The organism is Parabacteroides acidifaciens, assembly GCF_003363715.1.
Taxonomy (GTDB): Bacteria; Bacteroidota; Bacteroidia; order Bacteroidales; family Tannerellaceae; genus Parabacteroides; species Parabacteroides acidifaciens.
Map to the genome: position 1 here is coordinate 18,216 of NZ_QREV01000045.1, position 22,533 is coordinate 40,748.

The window sequence follows — 22,533 nt, forward strand, 5'->3', positions numbered from 1 at the left end:
TGAAGATCTATGCTTTCCTGTCTTTTGTCCGATCATGCAACTATAAAAGAACATTACATTACGTTATAAATCAGTTCCTGTTTAAAGCTTACATGTCTATATAAATGTAATTCATGCATTTATATTTAACGATTTAATATCTTTGTTTGCATAATTTCCAAGTAATCATTAGAGATTTCATGATTTGTTTTATCTGTTATAATAACATTCTCCATCCGCAAATCAGGTGTAATCATAAAAGCAATAGGATAATCGTTATATTCTTCAAATAGACCAAAATCGTCTTCTGCTCTATAAATATCAAGATTCAAATCATGATCTTTTATAAATGCTTGAAAATTTCGACGATTTCCAAACTTACAAATTAGTACAATCTTATTTTTCCCTATAATATTACTTGTTTCTTTTAGGGCATTTAAAAAAGATTTATAACATGCAGAACAACTTTGTTCTGAAATAAAATATCCTAAACGATAGCCATTTTGATACAATTCATCAAATTGAGATCTATTATTATTTCTATCGTATAAACAAACATTTTGTATGTTTCTACCTTCCATAGAATACTGCAGTTTGGATAAAACAATCATATTTTCTATTTTATATAACATATTTGCGTTCCCTTCTCGAAGTCTTTCTAATTCGGTCCTTTGTATATTGTTCGTTTTTTGCAAACAAGAATAAAAATAAACAAACAACATTACACATATCACCTCAAAAACATAAACTATACTTTTAACGATCTTCGTATTCATGTTTCCTAAATCTTGATTTTAATTCGTAAAATTACTGGGTTATCATCTTCTTTCAAATTTGAACACATTTTATATAACTGAGGATATTTGTTTTTAAATTCATAAAATTCAGACTCCGACAAAGTCGATATATAATTATTATATCCTTCTATCAAATAAAAAGGATCTAAATCCCAAAGCATCTCATTGCCATCCATATTATGTGGAAGATTTTTATATTTCAGTTTCAAAAGATTGCCTTTAAAAAACAAGTCATCTTCTATCGCTTGTGCAGTAACGACTTTTCCGGTATTTTTTGAATAGAGCGAAAAATATCCGTTAAATTCTTTATCAGTAGAAGTCAAATATATATAATCGTCAGCTATTCCAAAAGACCTTAAGCATCCGTAATCTTTTAACCGGGCTAATTTTTTATCCTGTTTTACGACATCGTCATCTTTGTCAAAAAAATCTTCCGGTATTGTTTTCCCCATATAATTTATTTCTATTTTTCCTACAAGAGAATTATCAATCAACTTGTATATATAATGTCCATAAGGATTGTTTACACAAACAGTATCCTTGTATAAGAAAAGGCTCGATAAGTTTTGATTTGTATCATTTACTGTTTTGTAATTATCCTTGATCGGGAAAAAGGTCTTCAATACTTCTCCCTTACCACTCATTGACACAAGCAGGTTGGGATCATCCAAACGAGTTTCACGAGAGGTTGCGATCAAATTGCCATCATGTAGAAGCAAACATTCACGTAAACCTAACGGAACTTCTGTATCGTACAAAAAAGTACCGTCAATACTTGTTGTTGTTATTTTTCTATATGACATCAATTTCACTTCATTTTCATTGGATATACAAAAAATCTCCAAATCATAATATTCTCCAGGTCCCTGTCCCCTTCTGTCAATCGAATACAAAAAATCCCCGACACTATTGAATACAAATAATTTCCCATTTTGATATCCTGTTGTGGCGTGTATATAGTATTTATTATCGTGATATATAATTTTATTGACTTCTCCTATCAAATTATTCGATCGTGTTTCCAAAGGTATTAATTCTATGGAATCAACAAACTCAGACAATTTTATTCGCTTCCATTTATTTAACTCTATGGATATTTTTGTATCAGCTGTAATCTGTTCTTTATCACTGCGACATCCTACCATTAAAAACAGCATTATGTATAAATATAATATATATTTCATCTCACTTTCTGTTAATAAAACAAAAACACTTTAATATAATTCAAGCTAATTAATTCCTTTAGCTGATACAATCAGCAGTTGGTTTACTGATTCTAAAAGACAAATTGACCATAGCATAAGTAGTTTCCCAACTGCTGATTTACAAAGCTTATATAATCAGCATGGTTCTTGGTCATGAATATTACATGTACCGGAACCTCTTTCGCAAATTTTACAAGAGCCACTTGTCTTCATAACAAATCCCTGGCAATTCGTACAAATTATTTCGTCTCTGGCAAGGGCCTCAACATTTTCCAATGCCAAATCAGACAATTTAACCTCTTGTTTATTTTGCTGGTAATTCCAGCCAGCAGCTGCGGCGATCGCAGCAAAAGCGATAACACCGATAATTCTCTTTCCCATTTTCGTATTATTTTTAGGGATTTAAGATTTCTGTTAGTTTTTGGATCTTTGCCCAGTATCATTTCCTGAGATTGGGTGATTTCCAACCTTTTTTGTTTGCTTCAAATTTACTACTTTTGCGCGCTACCTCCTTCTTTATTTGTTATTGAATGAGGAAAAGTCGGGGAGTTTCTGCTGAAGGTTGCAAGTCTATGGGCAGAGACTCCTTTCTTTTCCCGATATTTATTAGTTGACCGTTCCGATAAAACTCAATGTCAGTGCTTTCGGAATATTGCCATAAATGTCCACCGTCCGGTAAAAATCTCCCGGCTGTTCCACTTCGTAGCTGACCGTAATCGTTCCACTTTCTCCCGGTTGTAATTCTTTCCAGTCGCAAGTCGCTTCAGTGCAGTCGCAAGAGGTTGTGAAACCTTTCAACTTAAAGAGGCTTGATCCGGTGTTTCGAACCGTAACGATCTGTTTTTTTATCGTTCCTTCTTTAACCGTTCCAAAATCGTATTCGCTCTTTTCCGGTTCAAGGGTTGTCGTTGGCAGTACCTCTTTATCTTGGATGCCGGTAATCTGCTTCAGATACAAATCCTTGACAGCCAAATTATGCACCGGATTACCGATCACTTTCACCTTGTTGTCCTTATCAAGAAGGAAAGTCTGGAAGGTAATCTCTTGTGGAAATCTGTTCAGCTTGTCCAAACGGCTATCCCGGTCAATGCAAACTGGACGGGTGAAGTTGTCACGTTTCAGGATATATCGCAACTCTTTGTCGTCTTTCGACTGGAAAACAAAAATGAACGGAATATTGCCATTTGTTGCCGAATCGACATGGGCGATCAATTCTTTCCATTTAGGCAGTTGCAGTTTGCAACTTGTGCAACCTGTTGAATCGACATAAATCAGTACTTTGTATTCGCTTTCCTGTATCGTGTAGTCCACCGTATCTGTGACGAAACGGGTAAAAAGCATATCCTGCGGAAAGACGATCTCTTTCCCTTGCCATTCCTGAACCAAGCGGGCAAATTGCTCTTTCTTGTTCTCCTGGCAAGCGGCTAACAAAAATAACAGAGATAATATGTAGAGTAGTTGTTGCTTCATTTTCTTATTATAGTTTGAATGTCACGATCGGATTATTGCTTTCCGCGCAGGTTGCAATTCCGGTGTTTGTTTTTTCATTAATATGGATGCCTAAGATATTTTTATCGAGCGTATATTTTCGAACCGGATTTCCTTCCAAATCGAACACGTAAAGGAAATGGCCTCCTTTAGGAGCTGCCATGCCACGTTCATAAAATTTATCTCGCTCTTTCCAAGACATCCCATCGAAAACGGTATAAATATAATCGTCTGTGACTTGTATGTCCACGAACCCTTTGATTCCGGTCGGGAATCCTTCTCCTCCTTTTTCGATGAATTGTGGTTCTCCGGCAGGACCGTATATAACGTTATGGGTTTGAGTCTTTAGATTGTATATTTCAAAGGTTTCTCCCAGTTGAGTTGCTATTGCGTATATCCCGTTTTTAGGGTTGTAGTCGGTAAAACTGCGCCAAGCCTGTGCTAAGGCAGGATGAATATCTTGTTTATAGCTGATTTCGGTAGGTATTTCACCTATGTTTTTGATCGGTTTACCTCTATGACTGACTTTGTGATAACGAAAATCGCCCAGGTAGTCTGTGATCAGAAAGGCTGAATCTGTACGGTAGAAGTCTAAAGAACGGACCAGACTTTTGTCTAAGTCTATTTCTTCCACACGGGATGCCGTTTTTTCGTAGGGAGAGATTGACCATCGTGTGATCTGCATCCTATTCGCATCGAGCGCCCAGATGGAATCGGACGAACAAAACTGGAACATTTCGGCGGAAAGCATTTCTTCCGGACCTTCTCCCCGTTTACCGAAGGATACTATAGGGGTCCATTCGGGGTATGTGAAAGAGTAAAAGTAATGATTATCATTATGTAGATCCATAATAACAGCGATACTGTCTTTTATCGCTACCCGATAGGGATAACGGAAAAAGGCAGAATCAATAGAAATCTCCTGCGTGGCTACTGTTTTCTCATCAGGAAAAGTTGTATACCGAGGGTAAAGAGGATCGGGTGAACCACTGCAGGAGATTAATATTATTCCTATAAGTAATATGTATAGGAAATTTTTCATTATTGATTTTTATCTAAAACCACTGTATTTTCTTTCCACTTTTCTACCATGACATTCTATGTCACCCCAACCATAACACAAATAATTTTCATTAGAATCGTCTTCTGCTGAGGCTAAAGCCTCAATATTTTCAAACGCCAAATCATTCAATATGTTTTTATCTGACGGGGTAGAGTAAAAATACAAACCTCCCAGTAAGCAGAGGAGAGCGATACCTGATTGAATAATCTTTCTTTTCATGTTTATTCCATTTTGTTAAATTAGTTTTTGTTATATTTGTCTCATAAACCACTTTAATAGTAATAAGAGGTTGATGCAAAAGTATATATAAAATTGACTTAGGCAAGTGCTTTTAGAAAGGCTGGAGATGGATTGCTGGTAACTGTTTGATCTACAATATGCGTGTCAGCAAATTGTCAGAAAACTTAGCCCGTAGTCAAGGATGAAACAGGAGGATTTACGACATGAAACAAAAGATTTATATAATATTAAGTTGTGTGAGTCTGACTTGTTTATTCAGTTGGTGGCTATGGAGTGCTTTCCATATGCAGTTAAATAAATTATGTTCAGAATCATCTTTGGTATTTGCAGAGGTAATACAAAAAGAGAAAACATTGAGAATAGGGCGGAGATTTGGTGATTACGATCCGATGAGTTCACCGAACAAAATATCAGGAACAGAAAAAGGAGAGTGGTGTGATCAGGATTTTCTTTTTTATAAAGATTCAACCCGTACATTGTTAGACAGCCTTTTCCGTGCTACACTGTTAGAACATAAGATTCAAGCAAATACGGCTCTTCATTGTATAAGGGAAGGACGTGTTATTAAAACTTCTCCCAATGACACTTTTTATGAAGAGGCATTTCCTTTGGAACAATTTGTTTATCGAATAGACGAGAACCCTGATAGAATGATCATGTTACAAGCCTATATCAAGTTCCCTTTCGGGACGGTTTGGCTACACGGTTATTTAATGTGGGGAATTTCGGGTTTTGGACTTTTGTTGTTAGGAGGCGTTATTATAGCTTATCGTTTCTGGTGTAAGAAAATGCAGGAGTTGCAGCGGCAACAACAACACGAGTTAAAACAGCAGGAATTGTTACAAAAACGACAAGAATTACAGGAAAAAGAAAAATGGTTACCAACTCCTGATCTGTTAATTCAGAGCAAGACAATCAACTGGGTTGGATTGGCGGAGGATTTGTTTTTTGATAAAGAACATGGCGGTTTATGTTACAAAAATGAAGTAAATATCTGCCTGGTAGAAAACTCGCTACGATTATTTTGCCTTTTTGTACAAGTCGAAGAGCATAAACTAACCTATGAAAAAATATGTATAGAAGTATTGGCCCGATCGACAAAATATGGATTATCTAAAGCAGATCGTGACGCTGTAGCCAATGCGATTCGCCATTTACGAAAACACTTGGAACAAATACCTATCATCCAGATAGAAGCAATCAGAGGTTTGGGCTATCAAATGGTCATTTCTACTTCCACGCTTGACGAGGAATCGCATTAGATTACAATAACCCCCTTTTTAGCCGTTTTTCTATTTCGTCCGAAATTCTGATCGATTTGGGATTGACTTTTTTTATGATTTTAACCTGATCGGATGACAATAGATAAAATGAGGTGCCTAAGTCGCTCCGGAAAGCGTACAATTTGATTACCAAAAAGCGGAAACGCCGGCAATGTGATAAACCTTAACTCCCGGAGAATCGAATATTTGAAAATAAAACGGACGGCGTTCCAAATATCCTAAGGAAATTCAGGTGCTTTTTTGCCATGAAAACGGTCCTCTTTCCGATTACGACCGTCCTAATCGCCATTACGACCGTGCTAATCTTCGCGAGGTGCCGAGTACACTACACATTAGCACGGTCGTAATGGCAAAGAGGACGGTCGCAATTGGTGAAAACGCTCAAAAAAGAGAGAAAAGTCCCTTTTTGAGGTCAAAAAAGCGGATTAACATTTGTTTTGTTTCGGAGGCCTTTCGAACCAAAAAAATACGTTTTATACAATAAGCCCTCGAAAATCAGGAACAATTTCCATACCCATCGAAGAACTATGCATATAAAAGGATGAGTTGGTTTCAAAATAAACAAATTATCAAGTTAACCATATACATTCATAACATAAAAACCAAAGTTCATTACAAATTATAACTTTTTCAGAAAAAAGGAACGTTATATTTTGTATTTTTATATCGGAGCATAAAGCAGGTTTCAGACATTTTACTAATTTTGTGCCAGATTTTTTAACTTGGGTAGGATTGTGCCAGCCACACCAACCGCACGCCTCCCTATCAATTTATGAGTATGGAAAACTTGGAAACTGGACTTTTGTTAATGGTAGTTGGGATGACCACCGTTTTTGCCATTCTGCTAATCGTTATCAATCTTGGGAAGGGGCTGATCGTATTGGTCAACAAATATGCACCCGAAGAGATCATTGTAAAAAAACAGGTGACGCCGCAAAGACAGGCAGCAGCCGCTTCGCCGGCCGGCGGAATTACAAACCAGACAACTGCCGCTATCGTATCGGCCGTCAGTGTTGTGACAGGCGGTCAGGGTAAGGTTGTCAAAATCGAGAAATTATAATTGCATTTATACATAAAAATATCATGAAGAGAGAAATCAAATTTAGTTTGGTCTTCCGTGACATGTGGCAATCTGCCGGAAAATATGTTCCCACCGTTGACCAACTAACCCGGGTAGCACCTGCCATCATCGAAATGGGATGCTTCGCCCGTGTAGAGACCAATGGCGGAGGATTTGAACAGGTTAATTTATTATTTGGTGAAAACCCTAACAGGGCTGTACGCGAATGGACGAAACCATTCCATGAAGCCGGTATACAAACACATATGCTCGACCGTGCACTGAACGGATTGCGCATGAGCCCGGTGCCCGACGACGTGCGCCAGTTGTTCTATCAGGTCAAGAAAGCACAGGGGACGGATATCGCCCGTACCTTCTGCGGATTGAACGACGTCCGCAACATTGCTCCCTCCATTAAATATGCGAAAGCAGCCGGAATGATCTCACAGTGCTCGTTGTGTATCACCCACTCCCCGATCCATACGGTCGAATACTACACCAAGATGGCGATGGAACTGATCGAATTGGGAGCGGACGAAATCTGTATCAAGGATATGGCAGGCATCGGCCGGCCGCACTCGTTAGGACAGATCGTGGCTAACATCAAGGCCAAGCATCCGGAAATTCCGGTTCAGTACCACAGCCATGCCGGTCCCGGTTTCAACGTGGCTTCCATCCTCGAAGTTTGTAATGCCGGTTGCGACTACATCGACGTGGGCATGGAACCACTTTCATGGGGAACAGGACATGCAGACCTGCTGACTGTCCAGGCAATGCTGAAAGACGCCGGCTATAAAGTACCGGAGATCAATATGGAAGCCTACATGAAGGTTCGCAGCCTGATTCAGGAATTTATGGATGACTTCTTAGGATTGTATATCAGCCCCAAAAACCGTCTGATGAACTCATTGCTGATCGGTCCGGGATTGCCGGGCGGCATGATGGGTAGCCTGATGTCCGACCTCGAAAAGAATCTGGAAACGATCAACAAAAACAATATCAAGAACAACAAGCCGCTTATGAGCCAGGATCAGCTGCTGATCAAGCTGTTCGACGAAGTGGCTTATGTATGGCCGCGTGTCGGTTATCCTCCTCTGGTAACACCGTTCAGCCAGTATGTCAAGAACCTGGCCCTTATGAACGTGATGCAGATGGAAAAAGGCAAAGCCCGCTGGAGCATGATTGCCGACGACATCTGGGATATGATTTTAGGCAAGGCAGGACGCCTGCCGGGACCGTTGGCTCCCGAAATCATCGAGAAGGCAAAAGCCGAAGGACGCGAATTCTTTGAAGGCAACCCGCAGGACAACTATCCTGACTCACTCGACAAATACCGCAAGCTAATGAACGAAAAGCAATGGGAAACAGGTGAAGACGACGAAGAATTGTTTGAATATGCCATGCATCCCGCCCAGTATGAGGCTTATCGTTCAGGCAAGGCAAAAGTGGAATTCAAGGCGGATGTCGCCAAGAAGAAAGCAGAGAAACAAGGTGCCGCCAAACCCGTAGCACCGGCTGCAACACCTGCCGCAGCTCCAGCCAACGTAACGATGGCAATGCCGACCACACCTCAGGTCATGACTGTCGATGTAAACGGACAGGCATTCAAAGTTACTGTCGCATTCGGAGATACCGCAGGCGCACCCTCTGCACCGGAAACACCGGCTGCTCCCGCTACCGCACCAGCGCCTGCCGCTGCACCTGCCGGAGCCGGAAAAGAAGTGCTTTCGCCGTTAGAAGGTAAATTCTTCCTGGTGAAAGGAGCTTCCGACACGCCTGTAAAAGTCGGGGATGTAGTGAAAGAAGGAGATGTGCTTTGTTATGTGGAAGCGATGAAAACGTATAATGCCGTACGCGCTGAATTTGGCGGTACTGTCACTGCAATCTGCCTGGCTTCCGGTGACGCGGTTTCGGAAGATGACGTATTAATGACAATACAATAATGAACGAGATATTTCAAAATTTGTATGAGATGACTGCGTTCAGCAACATCATTGCTGAACCGCAGTTCCTGATCATGTATGCCATTGCGTTCATCCTGCTTTATTTAGGTATCAAGAAGCAGTATGAACCGCTATTGCTCGTACCGATCGCATTCGGCGTGTTGCTCGCCAACTTTCCCGGAGGCGATATGGGTGTGATACAGGCAGACGAGAATGGCTTGATCAACATACATGGAGTGATGAAGAACATCTGGGAAATGCCGCTTCACGACATCGCCCACGAACTGGGATTGATGAACTTCATCTATTATATGTTGATCAAGACAGGGTTCCTTCCGCCTATTATTTTTATGGGTGTGGGAGCGCTGACGGACTTCGGGCCGATGTTGCGTAACCTGCGGCTTTCCATATTCGGAGCGGCTGCCCAATTGGGTATCTTTACCGTTTTGCTGGTTGCCATCCTGATGGGATTTACCCCAAAAGAAGCGGCTGCATTAGGTATTATCGGCGGTGCTGACGGACCGACGGCAATCTTTACGACAATCAAGTTAGCTCCGCACCTGTTGGGACCGATCGCAATTGCGGCCTATTCCTATATGGCATTGGTTCCGGTCATCATCCCACTGGTAGTCAAACTGTTCTGCTCCAAAAAGGAATTGTGTATCAACATGAAGGAGCAGGAAAAGAAATATCCGTCTACCACGGAGATCAAGAACCTGCGCGTGCTGAAGATCATTTTCCCGATCGTGGTCACTACGGTTGTGGCGTTGTTCGTACCGAGTGCAGTGCCTTTGATCGGTATGCTGATGTTCGGTAACCTGGTAAAGGAAATCGGGACAAACACATTCCGCTTGTTCGATGCTGCCTCAAACAGCATTATGAATGCGGCAACCATATTCCTGGGATTATCGGTCGGTGCGACTATGACAGCAGAAGCCTTCCTGAACTTCACGACAATCGGTATCGTGATCGGCGGCTTCCTCGCATTTGCCCTCTCCATCGCAGGCGGTATCTTCTTTGTCAAGCTGTTCAACCTCTTTACAAAGAAGAAGATCAATCCGCTGATCGGAGCGACCGGACTGAGTGCTGTGCCGATGGCATCGCGCGTAGCCAACGAAATCGCCCTGAAGTACGATCCCAAGAACCATGTTCTCCAATATTGCATGGCCAGTAACATCTCCGGCGTAATCGGTTCTGCCGTTGCTGCCGGCGTGCTGATCTCGTTCTTAGGATAAAGCCATAAGCGTCCTTATAAATTAAAACCTGTTATTCGATTGGATAACAGGTTTTTTTATTTACCTTTGTCTCATCATTAACTATTAAAATGTAAAGATTATGGCCAGACCTATCAAAGAAACCCCGATTCTGTTCGGCGAAGACGCCAAACGCTTCATGAAGGAGATGGAAGAGACACGTAACAAACGAGCCTCCAAAGAGGAACGTGAACGCATAAAGAAGAATTATGAACTCCTAAAATCAATAGCAGATTTTTCTATTTAGCCATTAAATTATGGATATAACAAACTATCTTCCGCAGTTATCCGGCAGTAAAAATTGGCAGATTAGCAATTAACAGTGAATATCAAAAAATGGGATTAGGTGTATATATCATTGATTTTCTTAAAAATCTATTCATCCACGATAACCGTACCGGTTGCAAATACATAACTGTTGATGCTTACAGAAGTGCAACACCATTCTACGAAAGAAACGGTTTTAAATATCTATCCGAGGCAGATAAGGATTCAGAAACCCGGTTAATGTATTTCGATCTGATACAACTTGTAGAAGAATAGGAAGATTTTCAGCCTTTTATTTATTATTTTAACATTTTCTCGCAAATAAATCGCTTTCAAATGCTGAAATCCAAAAATATTTACTTTAATTTGTGACTTGATATAGGATACATTTATCCTTATTCTTAAATGCGATTGAATATGATGGACACTCACGAAACTAATTTGCCTGCCGAAGAAACCGGCAAATTGGAAGAAACTAAAGCCCCGGTGACGGCACCGGAAGACACGGCGGAAGAAGTTGTAACGAATGAAACACCGGAAGCCGAAGTTGTAGCAGAAGAAACATCTGCTGAAGCAGAAGTCAGCACTGACGAAACTGCGGCAGGCGATGATGTGGCTACGGCTGCGGGAAAATTATCGAAAGAAGAAATTCTGGAGAAATTGACCGGATTGGTTGCAGCGGCAGCCGATGCAACCCGCAACGAGGTGGAAGCCCTCAAACAGGCTTACTACAAAATCCACCGGAGCGAAGTGGACGAATTGAAGAAAGCATTTCTGGAAAACGGAGGTGAAGAAAAAGATTTCGTTGCTCCCGAAGATGAAACAGAAAACAAGATTAAAGACCTGCTTGCTGTTTACAAAGAAAAACGGGCCGCTATCCTTGCCGAAGAAGAACGCGTAAAGGCTGCCAACTACGCCTTGAAGCTCCAGTTGATCGACCAGCTGAAAGCCCTGACAGAAAGCCAGGAAGACTTCAACAAGCTATACAACGACTTCAAAGACATCCAGCAGAGATGGAAAGAAGTGAAAGCCGTTCCGCAGGAGCATGTCAGCGAACTGTGGAAGAACTATCAGATATACAGTGAAAAGTTCTACGACATCATTAAGATAAACAACCAGTTCCGCGATTACGACTTCAAGAAGAATCTGGAATTGAAAACCGCCCTCTGCGAAACAGTCGAGAAACTGCAGACAGAACCGGATGTCGTATCCGCTTTCCACCAGCTTCAGAAGCTGCACCAACAATGGCGCGAGATCGGTCCGGTTGCCAAAGAATTGCGCGAAGACTTGTGGGCCCGCTTCAAAGCCGCTTCCACAATTATCAACAAGCGCCATCAGGAACACTTCGAGGGTCTGAAAGCTAAAGAGCAGGAGAACCTGGAAGCAAAGACAGCTATTTGCGAACAAATAGAGGGCATCGACTACTCCGCTTTGAAATCATTCAAAGACTGGGAAGAGAAGAACAAAGAAGTGATATCCCTGCAGGAAAAATGGAAAACAATCGGTTTCGCACCGAAGAAATCCAACGTGAAGATATTCGAACGCTTCCGTGCTGCCTGCGATGTCTATTTCAACCGCAAAAGCGAGTTCTACAAAGGCATCAAGGAAGAGATGGAAAAGAATCTCGAACTGAAAAAAGCCTTGTGCGAAAAAGCGGAAGCATTGAAAGACAGCACTGAATGGAAGAGCACTACCGAAAAGATGATCGCCTTGCAGAAAGAATGGAAAACGATCGGTTCGGTTGCCCGCAAACATTCCGACGCCATCTGGAAACGCTTCATCTCGGCCTGCGATTATTTCTTTGAACAAAAGAACAAGAATGTCTCTTCCCAAAAGAGCGTAGAACAGACAAATCTGGCTGCTAAAAAAGCACTGATCGAGAAGATCAACGCAATAGAAGAGACTGACCATGATGAAGCTCTCGCCACCTTAAAAGGACTCATGGCGGAATGGAACACCATCGGCCATGTCCCGTTCAAGGAAAAAGACAAGATATACAAAGAATATCATGAAGCGGTAGACAAACAATTCGACCGCCTCAAAGTCGACCAGAACGACCGCAAGATGCAGACATTCCGCAACAACCTGAGCGATATGAGCGGCGGTGAACGCGGAAAAGGAAAGCTTTACGGCGAACGGGAAAAACTGATGCGTATGTTCGAACGGATGAAGAACGAACTTCAGACCTACGAAAACAACATCGGATTCCTCAGTATCTCCTCCAAAGGCGGCGGCGGATTGGTAAAAGAGATGGAACGTAAGATTGAAAAACTAAAAGACGAGATGGCACTTATCGTCAAAAAGATTGATGCCATCGATGAGAATCTGGAATAAAACATATGAAGCCGCCCGTTAACCGGACGGCTTCGTTGCTTTTCTTTTGCATATGAGATCTAAATTACACTATTTCAACCCAGGACACGAAACAGCCATACTCCAAGGCTCTGAAAATTATACTCCCCCGACCAACGTACAAAGAATGATTCGGGAGCTGGCCTACCTTCCTGTCTGGTATGCAGACCCGGAAGATTTTGTTTTCACGGAAGAACTCATCTCTCCCCGTTTCTTCTCTTTGCAACCAAAAGAACTCAAACCCTTTGCAACCCCTATCTCCCGGAAAGAGCTTGAAGGAAAAGGGAACAACCTGCCCCAAATGGAAGCAGCTCCCTGGGGCGTTTCACCTCAAAGCCTCCATCTCTTCAACAAGCTCAAGCAAAATGGCAACCTGGATCTTGCCATCCCCGAATGGAAAGATGATTATACCTGGTTGACAGGCCGTCAGACCGCTGCCGAATGTCTGGACAAAATACGGGAACTGATGCCGGAGATGGCTTTCCCCGTTGCACCGAAATTCTGCAAGAAGATAAGGGAAGTGGAAAAATACCTGATTCTCCAAAGGGCTCCTTTTGTCCTGAAAACCCCTTATTCTTCCTCCGGCAGAGGACTCCTCTGGTTGCCGGAACGCAAGCTAACGGCTAAAGACCGCACTTGGATAGAGGGGGCGCTTAACAAACAGGGATGCGTCAGCATCGAATGCGCACTCGACAAACACCTCGACTTTGCCATGGAATTCCATTCGGACGGAAAAGGGAATGTACGCTACGAAGGCCTTTCCGTATTCGGAGCAGAAAAGAAAGGAGCCTATTCCGGTAATGTATTGGGAGAGCAGTCACATTTGGAAAGTTTCTTTATCGAGCACTTCGGAGACGACACCTTCCAACGGTTGAAAGAGGTCGTGCGCGAAGCAGTCCGGCAGATATACGGCTCGATCTATTCCGGCTACCTGGGAGTGGATATGCTGGTTTACCGCAAAGCTTCCGACAATTCATTCGCCATACATCCTTGCATAGAAGTCAACATGCGGTACACAATGGGTATGGTCGCCTTGCGCATCAGCCAGAAATATCTGGCGCCACACGCACGCGGCGATATGCACATCACATACCAAAGCAAACCGGGAGAAGCCTACGAGCATCACTGCTTCATGAAGAAAGCCTACCCGCTCGAAATGAAAGACGGCAAAATAAGAGAAGGCTACGTCCCCCTCTGCCCGGTAACGAAAGAGACGAAATACCGGGCCTATATGCTCATATTCTAAGCTGAAATAAGTTTTTAACTTGTAGACTAACTTGAAAAGGAGACTTCAAAGTTTTGTATAAATGTTTCCATCCCTTGTATTTATAAGGTAAACATTTAGGCTACGCCCTAAAATGAAACTTTCGGTAAACAAAGCTGTTTTTTTCTTTACTGTATCGAGTTTATTAAAAATAACAAGTATAGCACAGTTCTTGATGTTATTTTCAACTTCAAGTGCTTTTGACTCACTATCAATAGGAATATAAATTGTATTAACATAAAAATAATCAGAACCACCAAATATCTTTTTAGGCTTTTCTGTCTTTATCGATGTGGGTAAAGATAAACATAACTGATAAAACTCTGTATAATTCTCGATATTACCAAAACTGTATTGCGATACAGAGAAACTTAACTTGATGCATTTTGACGTTAAGTCATAAGAAGATGAACGTGGTAAATCAAAAATAAGAGAACATGTACTACTTTTTAGCTTATCATACTCTTGTTTCATTTTCTGGTATAGCTCTTTCCCTTTCTCTGACTCAAGAAATACTTTTACTTTCAGTTCAGTATCGTATGTATTCCATAATTTGTAATATCTAATAAGATCCAAGTTTAGCAAATTATTGATTTCTGCCAGTTCCCCTTCTTTGGATGAAGAGAAAAAGGATGGATCATATACAACTTTATCAAGTCCTTTTTTTCTAAATTTGAGGGTATTTTCAATAAGAGAATAATAAGAACGGCTCTCCTGTGCATTTAGACAAAACACATACATTGAAAACAACATTATAACTATATATTTCATATTCTGCTTCATGCTAATAATTTGACTATTCATAATATTGAGTTTGTGTTAGTACATTTTGAGAAGAATATCCTAATAATTCTATAACTTCCTCTTCTTTTACAGCTTTATTTCTTTGCTTAAAATAGGATATAACAATCTTTTCTTTGTCCTTATAAGCATTATAAGGGAAACGAGCTCCAAATTCCGTTAATGTTCTAAGATTGTAATTATAAAAATCCGGATATTTATTAGGAGTCAATCCATAGCGTTGTGTATTGATTATTAGATTATTTTGTCGAGGATCATTGACAGAACGGACTAAGCATATCAATTCTTCTAATTCAGATATACGAGTTTGGATATCTGAAAAATCCCCGAGTAGATAACGCGCAACATCATTTGGTTTACTACAAATTGTTAAATAGTTATTAATCCTTATTCCCCTAATTAGAATACTCAGATAAAAACTATCGCTATTAGATAAACAAATATCAACACCACCTCTATAAAGAAGAAAACGTCCTTCTTTATTTTTTGATTTACGATGAAAATAGAGTTTTCCAAAGCGATTTTTCTGTAGTTCATTTTTGTGAACATAGCCATCAACGAAACTTGTCTCATCGTAATAGTAAACCTCTATTTCAATAGGATAGACACATACATCTTTTAATTTAATCATATACTCGGTCAAAACCAGATGATTAATCTCCTGCAATATCTTACACTTCAATTCAATATCGTTTGTTGTAGAAAGCTCATCAACTTTCTTTTCTAAATGTTCCATGTCATCATAAATTTAGGGTATATCCCAATATTATCCCCCTGCTATTACCACTACCTATCATCAGACCGACATGAATCAACTCTTAAAACCGATCTATATTGGCCATTAAGTAATAGAAGACAGTCAAAGGTATTAAAATAAATAAGGACAGAGGAAATACTAAACTATGTTCTTGATACACATTTAGGGCAATAAACACTTGATAAACATGAGGAGAGAGTGATTAAACTCTAAATTAACGAAAGAATCATTTCCCTATGATCAGGATATTCAGATAATAAAACATCCTCATCTGCCAATTCAAAATCTGGATATTCGAATCCAGGTGCAACAGCACAACTAACTAACGCAAAACCTTGCGCCTCTTTTAGTCGGGCGGCAAACCAGATACCAGGCTCTATAGTAACCTGCAAAGTTCCACTTTCCTGATCAGATAACTCACGACAAACCAGTGTTCCTTCTTCAAAAGAATAAATCAGTAAAGGTTCACCTTTATGGAAAAACCAGCTTTCAGGAGATTTTATCCGGTGGAAAGCAGAGAAATCATCCTTTTCCAACAAATAATAAATAGTTGTCAACACTCGTTTCCCAATTGGTAAACCATCGATCGGCTTCCAATATTCTGGACGATACTCTTCCTTGTAATATCCCCCTTCTGGATGAGGCGTCATTCCTAATCGCTTAATCCAATAGGAAGCTTGCATATCCTTCATCTTTTCCATCTACTGATCAAGTTTATAATCTGACAAAAATATCTTTTTTCTTCAGACAAACAACATTAACCCTGCTTTTATTTTAGAAAAGAGTTACCTATAAAAAGCTATTTCTATTGTAAACTTCAGATTACAACGTATTCCTCAACACCCGCCTCATCACCGCCTCGCGCAGGTTGCGGGCGACGGGAATCTTATGGCCGGAGATATGCAGCATGTTTCCTTCTATCAGGTCGATACGGGCGATGTTTACAATGTAGGATTTATGGGATTGCAGGAACGTGTCTTCGGGAAGGGAAGCGGCGATGTTCTTCATCGTGGAATGCACCAGCGTCCTGCCCGCAGGGGTATAAATACAGACATAGTTCTCGACTGCCTCAACAAACAGGATTTCTTTCAGATAGATTTTCTTCATCAGCTTATCACTTTTCACAAAGAGATAAGGATCATCGCCGGCGGCAGGAGCTTCCTTTTGCAAGGCGGCATGCACCTTGTTCACCGCTTTCAGGAAACGCTCGAAAGAGATCGGTTTGAGCAGGTAGTCGGTGACATCCAGTTCATATCCTTTCAGGGCATACTGCTCATAAGCGGATGTGATGACCACTTTCGGAGGATTCGCCAGCGTGGAAAGCAGGTCCAGGCCGGACAGGTAAGGCATCTCGATATCCAGGAAAAGCAAATCGGGCTGCTGCTCCTTCAACAAAGTGTTCAACTGGATCGCATCTTCGCATACGCCTGTCAGGGTAAGGAAATCCACCTTCTCCACATACGACTGCAAGCCTTTCCGGGCAACCGGTTCATCATCTGTTATCACACAATTTATATTCATAAGGCATCGATTTCTATCATGAGTTTTACGGAATACTGTTCCGGTTCTTTCTTAATGACGAGACTGTGCTTTTCAGGATAGAGAAGCTCCAACCTCCGTTTCAGGTTTTCCAGCCCAATCCCCTTTTTCCCGGACGGAGAAGGCGGAAGAGGAGGCAGACTGTTCGTAATCTCAAACAGGATTTTCCCTGCCTCATCCGTCATACGGCAATCGATCCGGTAGTCACCGCCCACATACTTAAAGGCATTCTCCACCAAAGGCAGAAACAAAAGCGGATAAACCGGCTGTTCACAGAGCGAAGGAGAGAAAGAGACGTCCAGCCTCAACCGCTCACTCATCCGCAGCTTCTGCATATTCATATAGGTACGCAGATAGTCGATCTCTTTCTGCACTGGGACTTTCTGACTTCCTCCGTAGAGCTGGTAACGCAGCAGGTCGGACAGCATTTCGATCGTCCGTCGGGGAGCCTCGTTCTTCTCGTCGATCTGGAAATAAACCGTATTCAAAGCGTTGAACAGGAAATGCGGATGATACTGGAAACGCAGGAACTTCAATTCCATCTCCAACTGATCCACCTTAATCTTTTCCAGCTGCAAGATCCGGTTCTGCAGCTCTTTCTCCATCTTCCCGCTACGAAGCAGGATGTAATACATGAAAAGAAGAGGGATATAAATCACATCTGCTATAACATAATCGACCCAGGTGTTTCCCAAATGCAGAAGCCCGATATGATCACCGACAAATATAAGCAGGTTAACCATCACAAACAACTTGAGGAACGTCAAGAAGTACTCGGCTGCCGGAGACAGGTTCAACCGGGGCTTAACCTTATCGAGGAAGTAGCGGCTTTCATAATCAAAGACATAACACATAAAGACCGTTACCGCCAACGCCTGCAGATGAAACCGCATCGAATTAGCCCAAAACGCTTCATTCTTCGCCAAGTCGGTCGTCAACCGGATGAAGTTGAACATCACGATTCCTAAAAACAACGGATATAAACGGGGTAATATCTTCATGCCTGCTCTTGTTATTTCCTACAAATTTATTCTTTTACTCTCATCTACGCTACTTTTCCGGCGGGATTCTTTCACTTCGTAGCCTTTACTGAAACGATAGGTGAAGGAGATGCCGATCTGGGTATTGTCCTGCCGTTCATTGGTAAAAGCCTGCTGCCCCGGCACCGTCAGCATCATCTTCTCCCGGTAGGAATGGAAAATGTCGCGGGCGAACAGGCGGATCGTGCCGTTATTCTTCAAGACTTTCTTCCTGATGCCTCCGTCAACTTGCCAGATCGGACTGAGCGTGGCTTGCCCGGCCGCCATCTTGCCGTTGTAAGAGCCGGACAGTTCCATGCTCCACCCTTTCCCGAAATCGAGTTGGTTCATAAGGCTGCCGATCAAGGTCGCCCGCTTGTTGACCCGCTCGCCGGCTGTATCCGTCCAACGATAGTGGTTATAGACACAGGCCACGTTCGCATTCACCGTCCAGAAAGAGGCCAGGGGAAGATTGCCGGTATAAAGGCGCGGCCCGAGGCTGGTTCCCGTAGACAGGTTCATCGGCGTGACATACACCTGCCTGTTGTCTTTCTCGAAAAAGCTTTTCACGATCACATCATGTGTGCGGGAATAGAGAAAGCCGGCCCGGAACAGGTTCTTATAGATAAAAGTCAGTTCCAGGTTGTCCGATTTCATCGGCTTGAGTGCCGTGTTTCCCTGTTCAAAGGTATAGTCGTCGAAGATATAGACAAAAGGATTCAGATCTCCATAGTTAGGACGGACGATCCGCCTGCCGTAAAAGAGGGACAGCTTGTTTTGCCGGAACGCATATTCGAGCAACAAAGAAGGGAAGAGATTCGTATAGCGGCTGGTGAAAGAAGAGTCTATCTGCGCCTCCCCGCCTGTCAAGCGCCCGTCTATGCGCGTATTCTCCACACGCAGCCCGGCCCGGATATAAAAGGGTTTGAAAGTCGCACCGCACTGGATATAACCGGCGTTTATGTTTTCATCATATACGAAATGCTGGCTCAGGGCTTCGTTCGGCACCCAGCCGTTTCCTTTGTTATCCGCATACGACGCCTCGTTGTCGATCGAGATGAAAGAGAATTTAGCGCCTGCCTCCAACTCCCATTTCCCGGCAAAAGGCAAGGTCAGGTTTACTTGCCCGGTATAGAGGTTGATTGCGCCCGGGACATCTCCCTTTACGGAATCTACCCGCCCGGGCCGATTTTGCGAAGAGCTATGCAAGTCCAGGTTATCCGTATAGCCGAAATGGAGATAGTCGAAGGAAGCATCCACCACCTTTCCCGCCGTATCCAACTGGTGAGTCAGGTTGACTCCGGCAGTGAAGTTCTTCTTTTTCCGGTCCTCCACATTCGAGGTGTGGAGCATGGAGTCAGGCGACGCAGAAGAAGGAGCGCTGAAATAAGTAAACATATCGCCCGGCATCCGGCTCTGATGCAGATTGCCGTTCGTGTACACGCCGACTACGGTACGCGCGGAGGCAAAGAAATCAATCCCCGCCCGGTAATAATGGGAGGTATAAGGATATTTGCGGTAGGAATCCTGCCGGACGGACAGCTCCACCTTGTCCGGTTCCCGCAGGCCGGTAAAGAGGCGGTCTATCTGAAGCTCGTTGCAATCCGTCCCCTGCGAATAGGAATAAGTCAGGTAAAAGTTGAATAAGCCCTCGCGCCTGTTCATCGACAGACTTCCGTTCCCGACGCCATACTTCCCCTGCCGGAAACTGCCGTTAGCCGTCAGGTTCATGCCCTGGAGCCGCATCTTCTTCGTCCGGATATCGATCAGCCCGGCATTGCCGCTCGCGTCGTAACGGGAGGACGGGTGCGTGATCAGATCGATCTTTTCCGCTGTTGCCGCCGGGGTGGACTTGAGCAGGGTGACCAGCTCCTGTCCGGAAAGATACGTCTGTTTCCCGTCCATCAGGACGGAAATGCCGCTTTGTCCGTTCAGGTAAATCTTCCCGTCATTGCTGATCATGACGCCCGGAAGCATTTCCAACACTTCATACAGGCTGCCCTGCCCGCGCGCCACAGCCGACTCGATATGGTACGTCATCTTGTCCGCCTTAATCGTCACGACCGGCACTTTCGCCGTAATAACAATTTCCTCGATCTTCTGATCCGCAATCGTGTCCGTCTGGGCAAGAACGCCCGTGCCTGCGCACCCCGCCAGTAGGAATATCCCCATAAAAAAGCCTTTGTTCATATCATTTTTATTTCAAAACTACACTCCCAAAGGCTCCCCGTCAAATTATTATGACGAACGGTCCGGATTGGTTGACGAACGGTTTAATAGACTTTAATTTGCTGATTCAAAGAAATTAGCTACATTTGTATTCGATAATAACAGTCAATTAAATAGCAATATGGATACGGCAATCAAAAAAGTAGAACTTTCCATTCCGGAAGTAGACATGGCTTTACTGAAAGAACTGGCAAAAAAGTTCGGTTGGAGTGTCAGCAAAAAGAAATCCAGAATTGAAAAAGGATTAGAGGATATCAAAGCCGGACGGGTGCATAAGGCCAAAAACGCAGAAGACATGTTCAAACAAATTTTAGGATGAAATACGAACTAAAATTTGCCAATAGTTTTAAGAAAGACCTTAAGACATGTAAAAAGAGAGGATATAATCTGGACTTATTACAAGCAGTCATCGATATCCTTCAAGCAACCGGGACTCTTCCGGATTATTACCATCCGCACAAACTAAGCGGAACCTACGAAGGGTTATGGGAATGCCATATCAAAGGCGACTGGCTTCTGATATGGCAACAAAATGATACGGAACTTATCCTGATTATGACCGATACCGGAACCCATTCCGACCTGTACTAACCCGGTTCCTCCTCGAACTCCTTCAGCTCTTCCAGGCCTTTTTCGATAACACGGATATTCTTCTGGTAAAAACGGATCTGGAAATAGGCAATAACAGCAGCAACAAAGAGAGCCACAACCATTCGCAGCTCCCATCCTGCAACAAGCCGATCCTGTTCAATAAACAAAAAAGCGATTATGCCGACAATGGCTATTCCAGTACCAATCACATGATTCCTTTTCATCCACAATTTATACACGAACTCCAGCCTGGCAAGCTCGCAAATTTTTTTCTTTTCCATATCAAACCTTATATGAATAGAAAGGAAAAAGACCTGCATAATAAAACCTATAACTAAACATCCTTCCAACACCACAAATGAAAGTGGCCTCATCACCAATTGCCCGGTAAAAGTCAGTATCGGGAACATAAGACAAAAGACAAGCACCAATATAAGTCCCCATATATCATACCGGAACAGCCGTTCATAGGCCGATTGCGTCCGGTTGGTTATCATCTCCTTGATAATCCTTTTGTTCAGCATCTCACTCTTTTCAAGCTGTTCGTTCAAGACACTCCAGCTCGCTTTTAATTCTTCCAGTTCCATATTTATTACGTTTAACTGTTCGACATTGTTTTCAATTTCTCACGGATACGATTGAGTTTGACTGCCACGTTGTTCTTGGAAATACCCATGATGTCCGCTATCTCCTGATAGCTTCGTTCCTCGAGCCAGAGCAGGATAAGCGCGCGTTCGAGCTGGCTGAGCCGATTGATCATCCGGTAGAGTTCACGGAGCTGGGCCGTTTTGTCTTCATCTTCGGCAAAAGCTTCCAGATCGACCGAGATCGGGACGACTTCCGGCTTCCGCTTCGACTGGCGGAAAAAGGAGATGCAGGTGTTCAGGCCGATGCGATACACCCAGGTGGACGACTTACATTCGCCCCGGAAGCGAGGGTAAGCTTTCCACAGATTGATCACCACCTCCTGATACAAATCGTTCAGGTGATCGGCATCGGATGCATACACATAACAGACTTTGTAGATGACCTGCTTGTATTCCTCCACAAGTGCGATAAACTCTTTTTCCTGTTGTCGGGTAGCTTTCATTCTCTCATCGTTTTATTTAATTAGTCGCACAATAGGGAAGTATATTACACGACGACGGTCTTTTTTCTGCCCATGAGGAAGATATTTTCCGTCGAAAGCCATGTAATTAGGGAAGAGCAGGCATCCAAACCTTGTTCGACCCGGGTCGAACAGCTGTCCCACCCCCGTCGAACAGCTGTCTGACCTTCGTCGAACAACTGTCCGACCCGGGTCGGACAAGGATTATGTGGCAGGGGGTGACCTTTCCTGAAATCAGTTTACAGATTAAACAATTATAACTAAACTCAATTTACATAACAAAGATTAAAACCTA

Annotated in this window: 23 protein-coding genes and 2 pseudogenes; 11 read left to right on the top strand and 14 right to left on the bottom strand. The window is 42.8% G+C overall.

Annotation, left to right across the window (positions count from 1 at the left end; translation table 11 throughout):
* Nucleotides 1-125: 125 nt before the first annotated feature.
* The 6 genes from DWU89_RS15610 to DWU89_RS15635 all read right to left on the bottom strand — a co-directional run bounded on the left by DWU89_RS15610 (nt 126) and on the right by DWU89_RS15635 (nt 4,751).
* Complete coding sequence (locus tag DWU89_RS15610) at nt 126-560, bottom strand: hypothetical protein (RefSeq protein WP_147292127.1); 435 nt, start codon at nt 558-560, stop codon at nt 126-128.
* A gap of 200 nt (nt 561-760) precedes the next feature.
* Entirely contained in the window at nt 761-1,960 is a 1,200-nt protein-coding gene (locus DWU89_RS15615) for a 6-bladed beta-propeller (protein ID WP_115500565.1), read from the bottom strand.
* A 156-nt stretch (nt 1,961-2,116) separates the two neighbouring features.
* Nucleotides 2,117-2,362, bottom strand: a complete 246-nt coding sequence (locus DWU89_RS21135; protein WP_244205930.1) for an NVEALA domain-containing protein — start codon at nt 2,360-2,362, stop codon at nt 2,117-2,119.
* A gap of 225 nt (nt 2,363-2,587) precedes the next feature.
* Nucleotides 2,588-3,451, bottom strand: coding sequence for a DUF1573 domain-containing protein (locus DWU89_RS15625; RefSeq protein ID WP_115500566.1), 864 nt, complete (start codon nt 3,449-3,451; stop codon nt 2,588-2,590).
* A gap of 7 nt (nt 3,452-3,458) precedes the next feature.
* Nucleotides 3,459-4,511 carry a BF3164 family lipoprotein gene (locus DWU89_RS15630; protein ID WP_115500567.1) on the bottom strand — a complete coding sequence of 351 codons (1,053 nt, stop codon included), beginning with the start codon at nt 4,509-4,511 and terminating at the stop codon, nt 3,459-3,461.
* Nucleotides 4,512-4,520: 9 nt separating this feature from the next.
* On the bottom strand, nt 4,521-4,751 hold the full coding sequence (locus tag DWU89_RS15635) for an NVEALA domain-containing protein (RefSeq protein ID WP_115500568.1): 231 nt from the start codon (nt 4,749-4,751) through the stop codon (nt 4,521-4,523).
* Nucleotides 4,752-4,975: 224 nt separating this feature from the next.
* On the opposite strand from DWU89_RS15635, the gene DWU89_RS15640 reads away from it, so the two are divergent.
* The 9 genes and pseudogenes from DWU89_RS15640 (at nt 4,976) to DWU89_RS15670 (ending at nt 14,176) form a co-directional block, all read left to right on the top strand.
* Nucleotides 4,976-6,034, top strand: coding sequence for a response regulator transcription factor (locus DWU89_RS15640; RefSeq protein ID WP_115500569.1), 1,059 nt, complete (start codon nt 4,976-4,978; stop codon nt 6,032-6,034).
* A 799-nt stretch (nt 6,035-6,833) separates the two neighbouring features.
* The gene (locus tag DWU89_RS15645; RefSeq protein ID WP_115500585.1) at nt 6,834-7,115 is read left to right on the top strand and encodes an OadG family protein; all 282 of its coding nucleotides are present in this window, start codon (nt 6,834-6,836) and stop codon (nt 7,113-7,115) included.
* Between the two features lie 23 nt (nt 7,116-7,138).
* Nucleotides 7,139-8,665, top strand: a pseudogene (locus DWU89_RS15650) (oxaloacetate decarboxylase); the annotation flags it as partial.
* Between the two features lie 24 nt (nt 8,666-8,689).
* A pseudogene (locus tag DWU89_RS21295) lies at nt 8,690-9,058 on the top strand (acetyl-CoA carboxylase biotin carboxyl carrier protein); the annotation flags it as partial.
* Nucleotides 9,058-10,293, top strand: coding sequence for a sodium ion-translocating decarboxylase subunit beta (locus DWU89_RS15655; protein WP_115500571.1), 1,236 nt, complete (start codon nt 9,058-9,060; stop codon nt 10,291-10,293). The pseudogene DWU89_RS21295 and the gene DWU89_RS15655, both read left to right, overlap by 1 nt.
* A gap of 100 nt (nt 10,294-10,393) precedes the next feature.
* Nucleotides 10,394-10,558 (top strand): hypothetical protein, encoded by a 165-nt coding sequence (locus DWU89_RS20815; protein ID WP_167451705.1) that lies wholly within the window; start codon nt 10,394-10,396, stop codon nt 10,556-10,558.
* A gap of 53 nt (nt 10,559-10,611) precedes the next feature.
* On the top strand, nt 10,612-10,854 hold the full coding sequence (locus DWU89_RS21300; protein WP_392391936.1) for a GNAT family N-acetyltransferase: 243 nt from the start codon (nt 10,612-10,614) through the stop codon (nt 10,852-10,854).
* 141 nt (nt 10,855-10,995) lie between these two features.
* The gene (locus DWU89_RS15665) at nt 10,996-12,912 is read left to right on the top strand and encodes a DUF349 domain-containing protein (RefSeq protein WP_115500586.1); all 1,917 of its coding nucleotides are present in this window, start codon (nt 10,996-10,998) and stop codon (nt 12,910-12,912) included.
* A 52-nt stretch (nt 12,913-12,964) separates the two neighbouring features.
* Nucleotides 12,965-14,176, top strand: coding sequence for a hypothetical protein (locus DWU89_RS15670; RefSeq protein ID WP_115500573.1), 1,212 nt, complete (start codon nt 12,965-12,967; stop codon nt 14,174-14,176).
* A 45-nt stretch (nt 14,177-14,221) separates the two neighbouring features.
* Here the strand turns inward: DWU89_RS15670 and DWU89_RS15675 are convergent, their stop codons facing one another.
* From DWU89_RS15675 to DWU89_RS15700, 6 genes are all read right to left on the bottom strand, one after another.
* Nucleotides 14,222-14,998 carry a hypothetical protein gene (locus DWU89_RS15675; RefSeq protein WP_115500574.1) on the bottom strand — a complete coding sequence of 259 codons (777 nt, stop codon included), beginning with the start codon at nt 14,996-14,998 and terminating at the stop codon, nt 14,222-14,224.
* On the bottom strand, nt 14,991-15,731 hold the full coding sequence (locus DWU89_RS15680) for a hypothetical protein (RefSeq protein WP_115500575.1): 741 nt from the start codon (nt 15,729-15,731) through the stop codon (nt 14,991-14,993). The genes DWU89_RS15675 and DWU89_RS15680 overlap by 8 nt, the downstream gene beginning before the upstream one ends.
* A gap of 230 nt (nt 15,732-15,961) precedes the next feature.
* A complete protein-coding gene (locus DWU89_RS15685) occupies nt 15,962-16,453 on the bottom strand; it encodes a cupin domain-containing protein (protein WP_115500576.1) in 492 nt (163 codons plus the stop codon).
* Nucleotides 16,454-16,574: 121 nt separating this feature from the next.
* Nucleotides 16,575-17,273, bottom strand: a complete 699-nt coding sequence (locus DWU89_RS15690; RefSeq protein ID WP_115500577.1) for a LytR/AlgR family response regulator transcription factor — start codon at nt 17,271-17,273, stop codon at nt 16,575-16,577.
* Nucleotides 17,270-18,292 carry a sensor histidine kinase gene (locus DWU89_RS15695; RefSeq protein WP_115500578.1) on the bottom strand — a complete coding sequence of 341 codons (1,023 nt, stop codon included), beginning with the start codon at nt 18,290-18,292 and terminating at the stop codon, nt 17,270-17,272. Before DWU89_RS15695 ends, DWU89_RS15690 begins: the two co-directional genes overlap by 4 nt.
* 18 nt (nt 18,293-18,310) lie before the next feature.
* The gene (locus DWU89_RS15700; protein ID WP_115500579.1) at nt 18,311-20,500 is read right to left on the bottom strand and encodes an outer membrane beta-barrel family protein; all 2,190 of its coding nucleotides are present in this window, start codon (nt 20,498-20,500) and stop codon (nt 18,311-18,313) included.
* A gap of 160 nt (nt 20,501-20,660) precedes the next feature.
* Between DWU89_RS15700 and DWU89_RS15705 the strand changes: the two genes are divergently transcribed.
* A complete protein-coding gene (locus tag DWU89_RS15705) occupies nt 20,661-20,858 on the top strand; it encodes a hypothetical protein (RefSeq protein WP_115500580.1) in 198 nt (65 codons plus the stop codon).
* Nucleotides 20,855-21,130 (top strand): type II toxin-antitoxin system YafQ family toxin, encoded by a 276-nt coding sequence (locus DWU89_RS15710; protein ID WP_115500581.1) that lies wholly within the window; start codon nt 20,855-20,857, stop codon nt 21,128-21,130. Before DWU89_RS15705 ends, DWU89_RS15710 begins: the two co-directional genes overlap by 4 nt.
* On the opposite strand, the gene DWU89_RS15715 is transcribed toward DWU89_RS15710, so the two are convergent.
* Nucleotides 21,127-21,717 carry a hypothetical protein gene (locus tag DWU89_RS15715; protein WP_115500582.1) on the bottom strand — a complete coding sequence of 197 codons (591 nt, stop codon included), beginning with the start codon at nt 21,715-21,717 and terminating at the stop codon, nt 21,127-21,129. The two genes, DWU89_RS15710 and DWU89_RS15715, sit on opposite strands and share 4 nt — an antisense overlap.
* Nucleotides 21,718-21,728: 11 nt before the next feature.
* Nucleotides 21,729-22,220: an RNA polymerase sigma factor gene (locus DWU89_RS15720; RefSeq protein WP_115500583.1), complete on the bottom strand. Its 492-nt coding sequence runs from the start codon at nt 22,218-22,220 to the stop codon at nt 21,729-21,731.
* Nucleotides 22,221-22,533 lie beyond the last annotated feature (313 nt).